Here is a 13,438-nt window from a genome sequence, read left to right as displayed (position 1 = left end):
AGAGTAAGACAATGAGCGAACAATGGATTCAAGGATGCTTGGTCCAGCGGATCGCGTTTCGTGATGGCCTGGTGCTCAACCTCGACGATTACAACGAACTGGTCATCTCGGTTCCGCTGCAACTGACACTTCCGGCAATCGGCAGCGACGATTCCGAAGTGGTGGCGCTCGACCCGCGCGCATTGCGCAACGAGGTCCGCCCGCTGTTCGATTTCGCCGGCCAACGCTGCACGCACGCCGACTGGGAAAACGACGGCAGCCTCCACCTGTGTTTCTCCGACGGCCACCGGATCGATGTCCGGCCCGACGAAAACCAGACCTCATGGGAGCTGTACGGGAAACACCACGGCTATGCCGCGTGCCTGCCGCACGGGCGGGTCCGCGTCGTCCGCCACGATCAGGACGACGTCGATCGGGACGGCGACGAGGGACCCACCCGCGAGAGCGGCTGACCGGCATGCCGATGGCACTACCGACGCGGCATCAGCGGACGCCGACCCCGATGATCGGGATCCAGACGCCGAACAACCACACACCCCACTGCCGGAAACCGTCGTCCCACACCGGGTTCAAGTTGTAGCCCCAGTAGTTGACGGTCGGCGGAAGCGGTCCGCCGTTCCAGTGCATCGGTGGTGGCGGGCCCCAGCCCCACGGCGGCGGACCCTGACGGTCATCCCACCAGTCGTGCCGGTTGTTCGCCCACCAGGGGCCCTTGTCGTCCCAGTGATCGCGATGGTCGAAATCAGGGCCACGATCGTGCCCTCGACTGTCGAAATCGCGGTCGTGACCGGGCGGGCCCCCGTTGCAGAACGGGAAGCAGTCGTCATTGCCGTGCCCCGGCTTGAGCGGAGCCGGCACAGCCGGCGACGCCGAAGCCACCGGAACCCCTAAACCCGTCACGCCCATACCGAACGCACCGACCGTCAACGCAGCCGCCACGAACTTGGACAGTTTCATACCTGAACCTCCTACCGTCGTGACCCCGGCGCCGGCCATCCCCCAAAGGCCCGGCGCCGCAACGCCTTGCAACTCATCCCTGGCGCGAGCGGCGAAACGTGCACCCCAGTGGGGTATCGCCACGCCTGATCCCAGCGTTACCCACCGACCCGGGCGGCTCCGGCCCTACCCTGGCGGAGTGGGTATCGGACCGCGGGTCAATGGGACGCCTCCTCCGGCAGTGCGGCGCTCGGAGATCGAGCTGGGGTCGTGGCAGTTCTGGCGTGAGGACGATGACATCCGGGACGGCGCGTTCGCTGTCCTGCGGCGCGAAGACCCGGTCTCGTATCACCCGGCATGCGTCCTCGACGGTTTCCCCGAAAGCCACGGGCACTGGGCGGTGACCAGGTATGACGACGTGTTCCATGCCAGCCGCCATCCCGAGATCTTCAGCTCGGCCTCGGGAATCACCATCGGCGATCAGACACCGGAATTGGCCGAGTATTTCGGCTCGATGATCGTGATGGACGATCCTCGCCACACCCGCCTGCGCAATATCGTGCGCAGCGCGTTCACACCCCGGGTGGTGGCGCTGATCGAGGACTCGGTCCGTGACCGGGCGCGGGGACTGGTGGCCGATATGGTGGCCAGGAATCCCGACGGCAACGCCGACCTGGTCACCGAACTCGCCGGCCCGTTACCGTTGCAGATCATCTGCGACATGATGGGAATCCCGGAGCAGGACCATCAACAGATCTTCCACTGGACCAACGTGATCCTCGGCTTCGGCGATCCGGATCTGACCACCGACTTCGACGAGTTCCTCAGGGTGGCGACGGACATCGGCGCGTATGCGACCACGCTGGCCGACGAGCGCCGAGCAGCGCCCACCGATGATCTGACGACGAGCCTGGTCCAGGCCGAGGTCGACGGTGAACGGCTGACTTCCGCCGAGGTCGCCTCCTTCTTCATCCTGCTGGTGGTCGCGGGCAACGAGACCACCCGCAACGCCATCAGCCACGGCGTGCTCGCACTCACCCGCTACCCCGAGCAGCGCCGCAAGTGGTGGTCAGGGTACGACGAATTGGCGCCCACCGCGGTGGAGGAGATCGTGCGCTGGGCATCGCCGGTCAGCTACATGCGCCGCACGGTCACCCAGGACACCGTCCTGGGCGGGACACCGCTGCCCGCCGGGGCCAAGGTGACGCTGTGGTACGGATCGGCGAATCGCGACGAGTCGAAGTTTGCCGATCCGTGGATGTTCGACGTCACCCGTCATCCCAATCCCCACCTCGGATTCGGCGGTGGCGGTGCGCATTTCTGCCTGGGAGCAAACCTGGCCCGGCGTGAGATCACCGTCGCGTTCGAGGAACTGCACCGGCAATTGCCCGACATCGTCGTGACCGAGGAGCCCGACCGGCTGCAGTCACAGTTCATCCACGGCATCAAGCACATGCCCGTGGCCTGGGGCCACGAGCCCAGGTAACACGGGCACCGGCCGGTGGTTTGTCCGGCCGCGCTCCGGGCATTCCTTCCAGAGAGCCCAACCACACCGACGGAGGGATCATGCACTCCGAACGTTTTCAGAACCTGTTGGCCTCACATGGGCCTTACGGGACTGTCTATTTCGACGATTCGCACGACACCGCGGATGCGGCCACCACGATCGAGTTGAAATGGCGGGGGCTGCGCACCGAACTCGAACGCCAGGGAGCCGGTCACGAGCTGCTCCGCCGGCTGGAGCTCGCCGTCACCGAACAGCGTCCGGCGGTGGGACGCGGGAGCCGCGTCGTGGTGGCGAACGCTGACGGCGTACTGGTTGATCAACACCTCAGCGAGGGCGAAGGCACGCTTCACGCGCGGGTCTCGGAACTGCCGTACATCGTGCCGGCACTGGAAGCCGACGCTGACGGTGCCGGCTATCTCGTGGTCGTCGTCGACCATGCCGGCGCCGACATCGAACTGCACCGCGGTCGCGACGACAAGAAAACGGCCTTCGCCACCACCGTGGAGGGCGGCGGCTTCCCGGTACACAAAGCAGGCCGAGCCGACACCCCGGGGTACGGCGACCCGCAGCAACATACCGAGGAAAACCGGTCCAAGAACATCCGTGCGGTGGCCGACAAAGTGACCGCGCTCGTCGATGACGACAAGCCGGACGTGGTGTTCCTCGTGGGCGAAGTGCGTTCGCGCAACGATCTCGCCAACGCACTGCCTGACAGGGTGACGAAATTGGTGGTGCACCTGCAGGTCGGCGCCCGCCACAGCGGATTCGATCGCCACACGCTCGACAAGGCCGTCGCCGAATGGCTCGCACAGCACCGACAGGACGCGGTGGACGCAGTGGCCCAAGACTTTTCGGCGGAGATCCGTCGCGACCGCGGCCGGGCCACAGAAGGGCTGCCCGGAGTGTGCGCGGCGCTGCGCGCCGGAGCCGTCGACACCCTCCTCGTGGGCGACATCGGCGATGCCACCGTAGTGAGCTCCGATGAATTGGACACCGTCGCACCGAATCCCGAGGTGCTGTCCGAGTTGGGCGCGGCGCCCAGCCGGGTGCTGCGCGCTGACGAGGCGTTGCCGATGCTGGCGATCGCGACCGGCGCCGATCTGATCAGGATGCCTGCCGGGTACTCCGCCGCCGACGGCGTCGCCGCGGTGCTGCGTTACGCGCCACGACAGCCCGCCCCGGTCACCTGACCGTGAGAGTGCCCAGCATCGCGGGGTGATACAGGCAGTAGAAGGCGTACTCACCCGGTTCTCGGGGAGCCGTCAGGGTCCCACGTCCCTTCCCGTCGACGTGGACGTCGAACAGGCCCTTGGTCCGCGACGTGACCGAATGCTCGACCTCGTCGTTGTTGACGATGGTGATCTCGGTGCCCGGCGCCACCGCGCCGAGGGACCCGAATCCCATGCCCTCGATCGCGAGGACGGGTCCGGTGGGCGCGGACGTACCGGGGCCGGCCGTGAGAGTCTCGGAATGCTCGCCGTGACCGCCGGGCGAACTGGGCTGCCCGCACGCGACAATCATCCCCGCGAGTAGGAACATCGACACCGTCAACACTGCAAGTCGAAACACCCGCGCCCCCTGACAATCGTCGTCGCCGCAGACGATTATCCGTCGCGCCGTGCCGCGATGTGCCCGATTCTGCCGATCCGACCTACGGCGAGACGTGGCTGTCCTCGAATATCTTGCAGGCCAATCGTTTACGCGCCGCGGCGACCCACTGCCGCACCGGCGGCGAACGCCCCGACGAGCACACCGACGATCACCCACGCCAACACGCTCGAACCGCCCACCAGATCGTTGAGGTTGGTCAGGATCAGCACGAGCGCGCCCAACAACCCGGCCAACCCCAGCGCCGGGGCGACGCGTACCCGCCACAGCGAATGTCCACGCCGGTCAGAGGCGAAATAGACCAGCACCGCCACGCTCGTGGCAATCATCAGGAGCACCACGCCAACCGTCGTCGCCCCGGCGAACCACGTGTAGAACTGGGCGGCCGGGTCCAAGCCGAACACGACCGCCAGCAACACACTCACCGCGACGACACCGGAGATCCACAGCGAGGCTTGATGCGGCGAGCCGTGCCGATCGTGCGGCCGGCTCAACCGCGCGGGCAGCACGTCACGCTGGGACAGCGCGAACACGTAGCGCGACGCCACATTGTGGAATGCCAGGATGCAGGCGAACAGGCTGGTGAAGTACAGCACCGTGATGATGTCGGCCCCCGCGGCGCCGATGTACCGGTGTGCGGTGTCGCCGAGGAAGGTCGAGCCCGAATCGGTGGCGCGAGTGACAGCCTGTTCGTCGCCCCAGCCCGAGATCATGGCCCAGCTGGTGACCGCGTAGAACACCCCGATCAGGATCAGCGCCAGGTAGGTGGCCCGGGGAATCGTGCGCTCCGGAACACGGGCCTCGTCGCGGAAGATCGCGGTCGCCTCGAATCCCACGTAGCTGATGATCGCGAACAGCAATCCGATACCCAGTGAGCCGGAGAAGATCGCGCTCGGATTCACGATGCCAGAAGACAGGCCATGGTCGCCGCCATTGGCCACGATCACCGCATCCAGCACAAGCACGATCACGATCTCCGCGGTGAGCAGCACGCCGAGCACGCGACTGGACAGCTCGATGTTGCGGTAGCCCAGGTACGTGGTGACGACGAAGGCTGCCACGGCGAACAGCCACCACGGCAGAGTCGGGCCGCCGGCGAGCTCGACCACCCCGGCTCCGGCCGGACCGAGCAACCCGTACACACCCGCCTCCAGGGCCACATAGCTCACCAATGCCACGAAGGCGACACCGATTCCGGTGGGCAGGCCGAGCGACTGCCGCACGTAGGAGAAGAAGGCGCCCGCTTCGTCGACATAGGGCGTCATCGCGGTGAAGCCGACGGCGAACAACAGCAGCACCACCGTGGCGGCGATGAACGTGGCGGGGAAGCCGGTGCCGTTGCCCGACGCGATACCCAACGGCACCACCCCGCCGATCACACCGAGCGGTGCGGCCGCGGCCACCACCATGAAGACAATCGAGGCAACCCCGAGGTTGCCGCGCAGCTGCCGACCGGTAGGCGGCGGCTGGTAGCCCAACGATTCTGGGGCTGTGGTGGTTTCGGACATGCTCGACCGTCCTTCAGGCAGCGGGCGCGTAAAGATGACCCGCGGAACATAGGGCGAGCGGGTACCGGCACACCAGGTCTGGCGTCAGCGTGCGCAAAACCCGGCGGCTACCGCGCCCTCAACACATCGAGCATCCCGGCCGCCGATCGTGGCCAGGTGAACTCCTCGGCACGCTGCCGGGCGCTGCTGCGTCGCTGCGGTTCGGGCCGACCGATCACCGAGGTGACCGCGCGGGCGATCGCGCCCGCATCGTTGTCGGCGGTGGCCCCGCTGTCACAGGTGAGGATCTCGGCCAGCGCGGAGGTCCGTGACACGACCGCCGGGGTTCCGCAGGCCAGCGCTTCCAGTGCGGCCAGGCCGAAGGTCTCGTGCGGCCCCGGCGCCAGCGCGACGTCTGCCGAGGCCAGGATGGTCGCGACGGTGTCACGGCAGCCGATGTATCCGGTGAATGCCACCGGCAGTCCGCCGGCCTGCCGTTCCAGCCGGGCTCGCAGCGGACCCTCCCCTACCACCACCAACCGGGCGTCCACCCCTGAATCCCGCAGAGCCGCAATGGTATCGATGCTGCGGTGGGCATGTTTTTCCACCGACAACCTGCCGCAGTGCACCAGCAAGGTCTGCTGCGGCGCGGCCCAGCGGCTCCGCATCTGCGCGGACCGGCGCCGGGGATGAAATTGCTCGAGGTCCACACCGAGCGGGACGGTGGCGACATTCTCCGCGCCGATCCGGTCGAATTCCTCCCGCGCGAAACCCGTCGTGCACACCACGGCGTCATAGTTGGCCGCGGTACGACGATTGGCGAAGTCCGCCACCATGACTGCGGCCGATCGGGGCAGCACCTGACCGACCAACCGGTCCAGGCGTTCGTGCGAGACCATCACGGTGGCCACACCGTGCCTGCGGCCCCACGGACCCAGCGATCGCAGCGTCAACCGGTCGGAGACTTCGATGGCATCCGGCCCCAGCTCGCCCAACAAGGCCGTCACTGGACCGGGCAGCACCGCGCGGTAGCCACCGGTGAACGGGATGAGCCTGGCCGGCAAGGATATTCGCACGACACCGCTGGCGAGTACGTGCCGTCGCGGATGCGATCCCGGCACGATGAGAAACACCTCGTGGCCCAGGGCGCAATACTCAGCGCCCAGCCGGTCGACGGCGGTCCGCAGACCTCCCGATCGCGGGCCGTAGAAGTTGGCGACCTGGACAACCCGCATGCCCTGATCAGAACCGGGCCGCGTGTGCGGTCAACAACGGGGCTGCAACCGAGAACTGAACAGCCGCTGAACAAGCCCGAGCCGGCTCACCTGAGATGCGTGCCGAACCAGTCCTGGATGCGGCGCCAGGCGTCCGACGCGGCGGCCGGATCGTAGCGATCGCCGGTGTCGTTGAAGAACGCATGGTTGGCATCCGGTTCGGTGATCAGCTCGTGCACCATGCCGGCCTTCTCGAGCGCCGCGCGTACCACGGGTTCCCCAGCGTTCACCCGTTGATCCAGGGCACCGAAGAAGGCGAGCACGGCAACGTCGCGCGAGCCACCGAAATCCGGACTGTCGGGTGCCGGGCCGTAGAACGGCACCGCGGCGGCCAGCGCGGGAGTGCCCGCCGCCAGGAGCCGCCAGACCAGCCCACCGCCCATACAGAAGCCGACCGCGGCGATCTTGCGGCCCGGTAGGCGCCGCTGCAGCTCCCCGATGCCCGATTTCAGATCGGCGACGAACTCCGGCGGTTCGATCCTGCTCAACGCAGCGGTGGCGGCCGCCTGATCGGCGAACGCGGCGGTGCCGCCCTGTGCCGAGAGCAGGTCGATGGCCAGCGCCGCATAGCCGAGGCCGGCGAACCGTCCGGCCACCGAACGAATGTGGTCGGTGAGCCCCTTGTTCTCGTGGATCACCAGCACCGCGCCCCCGGGCTGTGATGCGGCCGCCCACGCGCCGCGCAACTCACCGTTGGGCCCGGCCCAACGCACCTCACTGGTCGGCAGCGCGCCCTGAGCTCCCGGAGGCGGGGAAGTCACGGGTGCGGCGGCCGGAACCTGGCCGGATGTCGAGGCGGGAGCAGACCGCTTCTGCTCACCGCACGCGGCGATGAGACCGCTCGCCGCGGCAGCACCGATTCCCAGCAGTCCCAGCCGACGCAGCGCCTCTCGGCGCGACAACAGCCCGTCGAGGTGATCGGTCGCGATTTCCTCGGCGATATAGCGCTGCAGCGGAGTCACCCCCGCAAGTATGCGCCGAAATGCCGAACCACAGCCTGAGAACCGCGCGCGGCGGGATACTCATCGGATGGGCTGGATACCGGACCCGGACGCATTGCGGGACCGCATCGCTGTGGTCGCCGGGGCCACCCGCGGGGCGGGCCGGGGCATAGCCACGGCGCTGGGTGAGGTCGGTGCGACCGTGGTGTGCACCGGGCGCAGCAGCCGATGCGGCAACCGCGACTCGGACTACCACCGGCCCGAAACCATCGAGGAAACCGCGGAATTGGTCACGGACCTGGGCGGGGTCGGCGTGGCCGTACAAGTCGACCACCTCGATGTCGCGCAGGTACGCAAACTCGCCGGGCGGCTCAAGGCGGACTACGGGCACATCGACATCCTGGTCAACGACATCTGGGGCGCTGAGGTGCTCAAGGGTCCGCCCCACACCTGGGGACGGCCGATGTGGCAGCACGACCTCGACGACGGATTGCGGATGCTGCGGCTCGGACTCGACACGCACCTCATCACCTCGCACTGCATCCTGCCTCTGCTGGCCGACCGTGCCGGCGGCTTGCTGGTCGAGATCACCGATGGGACAACTGAATTCAATGCCGAGAACCCCCGGCTCTCGGTGTTCTACGACCTGGTCAAGACAGCGGTGAACCGACTGGCCTTCTCCCATGGGTACGAGCTCGCCGCGTTCGGTGCCACCGCCGTCGCGGTCACGCCGGGTTGGCTGCGCTCGGAGATGATGCTCGACAACTACGGTGTCACCGAAGCCAACTGGCAGTCCGCCCTCGACCTGGCCCGCAATGACGGTTACCCCGCCGCGCCGCCGGGTTTCGTCGAATCCGAGTCGCCCCGTTTCGTCGGGCGCGGAATCGCCGCCCTGGCCGCCGACCCGGACCGGGCCCGCTGGAACCAGCGGTCGGTCAGCTCGGCCGCCCTGGCGCGCCACTACGGGCTCATCGACCTCGACGGGCGCCTACCGGACGCCTGGGCGCCGCTGTAATCCCAGGTGGATGGGCACACGATCGGCCCAGTAGACATTTTTCGATATCTGTTCACCATTTTCATTGACACCGCCATGGGCGGCCTGTTCTATGGCTGAGTGAGCTTCGACACAATCATTCGCAACGGCCGCTGGTTCGATGGAACGGGTGCCCCGTCGGCGCTGCGCAACATCGGCATTCGCAACGGGCACGTGGTCGCCGTCTCTCCCGACCATCTGGATGAGACCGACTGCCCGCAGGTCATCGACGCCACCGGCAAATGGGTGATGCCCGGAATGTTGGACATTCACACCCACTACGACGTCGAGGTGCTGGGCGGCCCGTCGCTGTCGGAGTCCCTGCGCCATGGCGTGACCACCGCAATGCTCGGTTCGTGCTCGCTGTCGACCGTCCACGTCGGCGGCGTCGACGCCGGCGACCTGTTCGGCCGGGTGGAGGCGATCCCACGCGAGCACGTCATCGCCGCAGTGGATGCCAACAAGACGTGGACCGACTGCGACGGATACGTGACGGCGCTGGAATCCCTGCCGCTGGGCCCCAACCTGGCCGCCTTCATCGGGCATTCCGATATGCGAACCGCGGTGATGGGACTCGACCGCGCCACCCGCAAGGACGCGCGGCCGACCGCCGCCGAACAATCTCGCATGGAGCAGATGCTCAAGGAGGCCCTCGATGCGGGCTTTGTCGGAATGTCTTCGCAGCAACTGCTTTTCGACAAGATCGACGGCGAGACCTGCCGGTCCCGCACCCTGCCGTCGACGTATGCCAAGCCCCGCGAGCTGCGCCGGCTCAAGTCGATGCTGCGCCGCTCGGGGCGGGTGCTGCAGTCCGGTCCGGACATCCAGAATCCGCTCAACCTGGTCTCGCAGTTGGCGCAGTCGATCGGGCTGTTCCGCGGCACCCTCAAAACCAGCCTGCTCTCGGCGGCCGACATCAAGGCCAACCCGTACTCGATCATGATCATGGGCCCGGTGGCCCGGCTGGTGAACAAGCTCGGCGGGAACTTCCGGTGGCAGCACCTGCCGGTGCCGTTCGAGGTGTACGCCGACGGTATCGACCTGGTGGTGTTCGAGGAATTCGGTTCCGGTGCAGCGGCCCTGCATCTGCGCGACGAGGTAGAACGCAACGAATTGCTGCGCGACGAGTCCTACCGGCGCACGTTCCGCAAGGACTACGACAGCAAGTTCGGGGTGCGGGTCTGGCATCGCGACTTCTTCGACGCCGAGATCGTCGCGTGCCCGGACCAATCCGTCGTCGGAAAGTCGTTCGGCCAGGTGGGCCAGGAGCGCGGTGAGCTGCACCCGGTCGACACCTTCCTGGATCTCGTGCTCGAGCACGGCACCGCGCTCCGGTGGCGCACCACCATCTCCAACCACCGGCCCGAGGTCCTCAAGAAGCTGGCCCGCGATCCGGGTATCCAGCTCGGGTTCTCGGATGCCGGTGCCCACCTGCGGAACATGGCCTTCTACAACATGGGGCTGCGGTTGCTGCGGCACGTCCGCGACGCCGAACGGGCCGGCACGCCGTTCATGTCGATCGAACAGGCCGTGCACCGGCTCACGGGTGAGCTCGCCGACTGGTACCGGATCGACGCCGGCCACCTGCGCATCGGAGACCGCGCCGACATCGTGGTGATCGACCCGGAGCGCCTCGACGATTCGCTCGATGCCTACGCCGAGGAGACGGTCGACCAGTACGGCGGGCTGTCCCGCATGGTGAACCGCAACGACGAAACCGTCACCGCGGTTCTCGTCGGGGGACGGACCGTGTTCGCCGACGGTCAGCTGACCGAGCTGGTCGGCAAACAGCGCACGGGCACATTCCTGCGGACAGCACGTCAGACCCCGTCGATCTCCACCGAGGAAAGCGAGCTGACCGGTGTCCGTTGAGAACATGTCGCTTGAGGAAACCGTCCACGGCATGTGGAAAGCGCTGTCAGAACGCGATTGGGATCTGCTCAAGACGTACTTGTCGGAGGACTGCATCTACCTCGACATGCCGGTGGGTCCCGCCGCTGCCGCCAGGGGTCCCGAGGACATCGTCAAGCGGCTCAAGATCGGTCTCGAACCGCTGGCATCGTACGAGAACTTCCCGGGACTGCTCGTGCAGAACGGGCGCGACGCCATGTACGAGCATCACGAGGAATGGCATTGGGCCAGCGGGGAATCCGCCGTGCTGCAGTTCGTCACGGTGCATCGGGTCGAGAACGACAAGGTGACCCTGTGGAAGGACTACTGGGACATGGGGGCCCTGGCCAACCATGCCCCGCCGGACTGGCTGGAGAACTTTGCCACCGCCGACATGTCGTGGGTGTTCGACGCCACCGGGCTGGTCTGACGGCGGGGTACATCGGCGGCCCCTCAGTCGATACCCCACACCAGGCAGAACGGGTGCCCTGCCGGATCCCGGAACACCCGAAAGTACTCCTCACCAACGGCATCGCTGACGCGGGTGGCGCCCAGCGCCACAACCTGACGGTGCGCCTCGTCCGGATCGTCGACCTGGATGTCCAGATGGATCTGCTGAGACCCCCGCGGATCGGGGAACTCGGGCGGCTCGTGCTCGGGTGAATATTGGCACGCCACTCGCCGGCCCGCCGGGTCTGTCACCACCACCCATGTGTCGTCCTCGGTGGTGACGGTCCCGCCGAGCAGCTCCGCGTAAAAGGCCGCGAGCGAAGCGGGATCCCGGGTGTCCAGCACGATGGAGCGAAGTGTTCCGATCATGTCACCGATATTGCCGTACGCGGCGCCGGCCAAACCGCCCTGTCCCCCGCTCACACACTCCAGGCCATGCGGAATCGCTCGGTGAGTTGCTCGGTGCCGAGGTCACCGAAGGTCTCCCGCTCGTAGTCGCGGACCGCAAGTACGGAATCGACTGCCGGGTCACCGAGTATGTCCCGGATCAGCGTCGAAGAGCGCAGTGCGGCAAGGTTGTCGGCCTGCCTGTTCGGCAAGAGCGCAATCCCGTCATCGGCACGCTCGGCGTCGGTCAGCGAGTCCGGATCGACCGGTACCTCACGCGCCGGTACCAGGCTCTGGCTGATCCCGTGCTGAGCCAGGCCGAGGATCGTCGCCGTGGCCAGGTAGGGGTTGGCCGAGGGGTCGATGACCTTGACCTCGACGTTGGCGCCGTAGGGATTGCTCGGGCCGCCGATCAGGAAACGTACGGCGGCTTCGCGGTTTTCGGTGCCCCAGCAGTTGTAGGCGCCTGCCCAGTAACCCGGCTGCATGCGGAGCCCGGACAGCACCGATCCGCACAGCACGCCCTGCGCGGCGGGCAACCCGGCGAGCAGTCCGGCCAGCGCGGACTCGCCTTCGGGCGTCATTCCACGGGCGCCGGTGCCGCCTGAGAACAAGGGCACACCGGCCAGGCTCAGCGAAAAATGCTGGTGCGCACCAGAACCCACGCCGCCGGCAAAAGGCAACGGGGACAGGCTGACCCGCATCCCGTAGCGCCGGGCAACTCGGGACACGATGATCCGGGTGAGGATCAGCTGGTCGGCGGCGGCCACCGGCGGTAACGGCGCCAGGGAGATCTCGAACTGGTTGGTCCCGTACTCGGGGTGGAACTGCTCGATCGTGACTCCGGAGCCGTTGGCCGCATCCGTGACGTCGCGGACGAATCCCTCGAATTCGAGCACCCCGGCCAGCCCGTACTGCGCCCACAGCAGCGACGGCAGCCGGCCCCCGTCGGGTGCGACCAGCACGAACTCCACCTCATGCCCGACGAGTGCGGTGAGGCCGGCAGCGTCCAGACCGTCCTGCACCCGCTGCAGCACACCGCGGCTGCAGTACGGGTCGAAAGATCCGTCCTGGTTGTAGAAGGCCGCTGGGGCCCAAGCGAATCCGTCACCCAGGATCCGCAAGGCGCCGAGGTCGATGCGGATCCGCTGATCCCCCACCACTCCGATGTCCCCGCCCATCGCGATACCGGTCTGATCGATGGTGAACGCGTGAAACACGGGGCTGGCGCCCAGACCCGGATCCGCGAAGGTGCCCATCCGGCGCAGCGGAACGGTTTTCGCGTGGGTCAGCCCCGCCGGACCGGTCACCGTACCGATCAGCGTCGCGACCCCGTCCGATTCCAGCTGCGCGATGGCGGCCGCAGCCAGGGGTTTCGCCGGTCCTGACGATCCGGATGTCACATCCTCATTGTGCGCCGAGGCGCCGCGAGCTACAGCGTGATCTTGCAGGTTTGGCCGATGTCGAGCGTCCGCAGCATCCGGCCCATGCCCAGCCACATCGCGCACGACAACGCCAGGTCGGTGAGCAGCTCGGCATCGAACTGCTCCCCCGCCCGCTCCCAGAAGTCCTCGTCGTCACGCAATCCGGTGTGATCGCTCGCGAAACGCTCGGCGAACTCGGCCGCGATCCGCTCCTGCGGGCTGTAACCCGGCCAGGTCCGCCACTCGGCGGCGTGATCGTAGAGATCCTCGTCCACGCCCGCCGCGGCCCCGTCGGAGTCACGGGTGTTCTGGCACACCACGCATTCGTTGTCCAGCGCGATCACCATGCGGGCCAGCTCACGCACCCGCAGCGGCAGCCGGCCCTTGGTGTACACCGCATTGGTGTAGTTGGCCATGGCTGTGCCGATCTCGGGAGACCGCAAGATCCAGCCGGCCACGTCGTCGTCGGGAAATTCTCCGATACGGCTCATGGCCGAATCG

General features: G+C 67.3%; 14 protein-coding genes. 6 read left to right on the top strand and 8 right to left on the bottom strand.

The genetic code is table 11. The annotated features are described in order from the left end of the window. The first annotated feature begins 11 nt into the window (after positions 1-11). Positions 12-452 carry a DUF6188 family protein gene (locus tag H977_RS0119645; RefSeq protein WP_029109458.1) on the top strand — a complete coding sequence of 147 codons (441 nt, stop codon included), beginning with the start codon at positions 12-14 and terminating at the stop codon, positions 450-452. Between the two features lie 31 nt (positions 453-483). On the opposite strand, the gene H977_RS0119640 is transcribed toward H977_RS0119645, so the two are convergent. Beyond that, positions 484-957 (bottom strand): hypothetical protein, encoded by a 474-nt coding sequence (locus H977_RS0119640; RefSeq protein ID WP_029109457.1) that lies wholly within the window; start codon positions 955-957, stop codon positions 484-486. A gap of 178 nt (positions 958-1,135) precedes the next feature. Between H977_RS0119640 and H977_RS0119635 the strand changes: the two genes are divergently transcribed. Both H977_RS0119635 and H977_RS0119630 read left to right on the top strand, forming a co-directional pair. Beyond that, positions 1,136-2,422, top strand: coding sequence for a cytochrome P450 (locus tag H977_RS0119635; protein WP_029109456.1), 1,287 nt, complete (start codon positions 1,136-1,138; stop codon positions 2,420-2,422). 80 nt (positions 2,423-2,502) lie between these two features. Continuing rightward, the gene (locus tag H977_RS0119630) at positions 2,503-3,633 is read left to right on the top strand and encodes an Rv2629 family ribosome hibernation factor (RefSeq protein ID WP_029109455.1); all 1,131 of its coding nucleotides are present in this window, start codon (positions 2,503-2,505) and stop codon (positions 3,631-3,633) included. Here the strand turns inward: H977_RS0119630 and H977_RS0119625 are convergent. From H977_RS0119625 to H977_RS0119610, 4 genes are all read right to left on the bottom strand, one after another. After that, on the bottom strand, positions 3,626-4,012 hold the full coding sequence (locus H977_RS0119625) for a cupredoxin domain-containing protein (protein ID WP_231396006.1): 387 nt from the start codon (positions 4,010-4,012) through the stop codon (positions 3,626-3,628). The genes H977_RS0119630 and H977_RS0119625 overlap by 8 nt on opposite strands. 128 nt (positions 4,013-4,140) lie before the next feature. Then, a complete protein-coding gene (locus H977_RS0119620) occupies positions 4,141-5,559 on the bottom strand; it encodes an APC family permease (RefSeq protein WP_029109453.1) in 1,419 nt (472 codons plus the stop codon). Positions 5,560-5,666: 107 nt separating this feature from the next. Then, positions 5,667-6,773 (bottom strand): glycosyltransferase, encoded by a 1,107-nt coding sequence (locus H977_RS0119615; protein WP_029109452.1) that lies wholly within the window; start codon positions 6,771-6,773, stop codon positions 5,667-5,669. Positions 6,774-6,859: 86 nt separating this feature from the next. Further along, on the bottom strand, positions 6,860-7,774 hold the full coding sequence (locus H977_RS0119610; RefSeq protein ID WP_029109451.1) for a dienelactone hydrolase family protein: 915 nt from the start codon (positions 7,772-7,774) through the stop codon (positions 6,860-6,862). 67 nt (positions 7,775-7,841) lie between these two features. Between H977_RS0119610 and H977_RS0119605 the strand changes: the two genes are divergently transcribed. The 3 genes from H977_RS0119605 (at position 7,842) to H977_RS0119590 (ending at position 11,106) form a co-directional block, all read left to right on the top strand. Next, positions 7,842-8,768 carry an SDR family oxidoreductase gene (locus H977_RS0119605; protein ID WP_029109450.1) on the top strand — a complete coding sequence of 309 codons (927 nt, stop codon included), beginning with the start codon at positions 7,842-7,844 and terminating at the stop codon, positions 8,766-8,768. Between the two features lie 99 nt (positions 8,769-8,867). Continuing rightward, on the top strand, positions 8,868-10,658 hold the full coding sequence (locus H977_RS0119595; protein WP_029109449.1) for an N-acyl-D-amino-acid deacylase family protein: 1,791 nt from the start codon (positions 8,868-8,870) through the stop codon (positions 10,656-10,658). A gap of 4 nt (positions 10,659-10,662) precedes the next feature. Further along, positions 10,663-11,106 carry a nuclear transport factor 2 family protein gene (locus tag H977_RS0119590; protein WP_029109448.1) on the top strand — a complete coding sequence of 148 codons (444 nt, stop codon included), beginning with the start codon at positions 10,663-10,665 and terminating at the stop codon, positions 11,104-11,106. 23 nt (positions 11,107-11,129) lie between these two features. Here the strand turns inward: H977_RS0119590 and H977_RS0119585 are convergent, their stop codons facing one another. From H977_RS0119585 to H977_RS0119575, 3 genes are read right to left on the bottom strand one after another with little or no spacing between them, the layout of a single operon-like run. Further along, positions 11,130-11,549: a VOC family protein gene (locus H977_RS0119585; protein ID WP_231396005.1), complete on the bottom strand. Its 420-nt coding sequence runs from the start codon at positions 11,547-11,549 to the stop codon at positions 11,130-11,132. Continuing rightward, positions 11,546-12,916 carry a type I glutamate--ammonia ligase gene (locus H977_RS0119580; protein ID WP_029109446.1) on the bottom strand — a complete coding sequence of 457 codons (1,371 nt, stop codon included), beginning with the start codon at positions 12,914-12,916 and terminating at the stop codon, positions 11,546-11,548. The genes H977_RS0119585 and H977_RS0119580 overlap by 4 nt, the downstream gene beginning before the upstream one ends. A gap of 29 nt (positions 12,917-12,945) precedes the next feature. Next, on the bottom strand, positions 12,946-13,428 hold the full coding sequence (locus tag H977_RS0119575; RefSeq protein ID WP_029109445.1) for a carboxymuconolactone decarboxylase family protein: 483 nt from the start codon (positions 13,426-13,428) through the stop codon (positions 12,946-12,948). Positions 13,429-13,438 lie beyond the last annotated feature (10 nt).

This window comes from Mycobacterium sp. URHD0025 (genome assembly GCF_000426065.1).
Lineage (GTDB): Bacteria > Actinomycetota > Actinomycetes > Mycobacteriales > Mycobacteriaceae > Mycobacterium.
Note: the sequence above shows the minus strand (reverse complement) of the source record. Positions and strands in the feature narration are given on the sequence as shown.

Bases quoted from the DNA above. Each gene is read 5' to 3' on its own strand.
- H977_RS0119615 (WP_029109452.1), bottom strand. From the start codon at position 6,773: ATGCGGGTTGTCCAGGTCGCCAACTTCTACGGCCCGCGATCGGGAGGT.
- H977_RS0119590 (WP_029109448.1), top strand. From the start codon at position 10,663: ATGTCGCTTGAGGAAACCGTCCACGGCATGTGGAAAGCGCTGTCAGAA.
- H977_RS0119640 (WP_029109457.1), bottom strand. From the start codon at position 957: ATGAAACTGTCCAAGTTCGTGGCGGCTGCGTTGACGGTCGGTGCGTTC.
- H977_RS0119575 (WP_029109445.1), bottom strand. From the start codon at position 13,428: ATGAGCCGTATCGGAGAATTTCCCGACGACGACGTGGCCGGCTGGATC.
- H977_RS0119645 (WP_029109458.1), top strand. From the start codon at position 12: ATGAGCGAACAATGGATTCAAGGATGCTTGGTCCAGCGGATCGCGTTT.
- H977_RS0119620 (WP_029109453.1), bottom strand. From the start codon at position 5,559: ATGTCCGAAACCACCACAGCCCCAGAATCGTTGGGCTACCAGCCGCCG.
- H977_RS0119630 (WP_029109455.1), top strand. From the start codon at position 2,503: ATGCACTCCGAACGTTTTCAGAACCTGTTGGCCTCACATGGGCCTTAC.
- H977_RS0119605 (WP_029109450.1), top strand. From the start codon at position 7,842: ATGGGCTGGATACCGGACCCGGACGCATTGCGGGACCGCATCGCTGTG.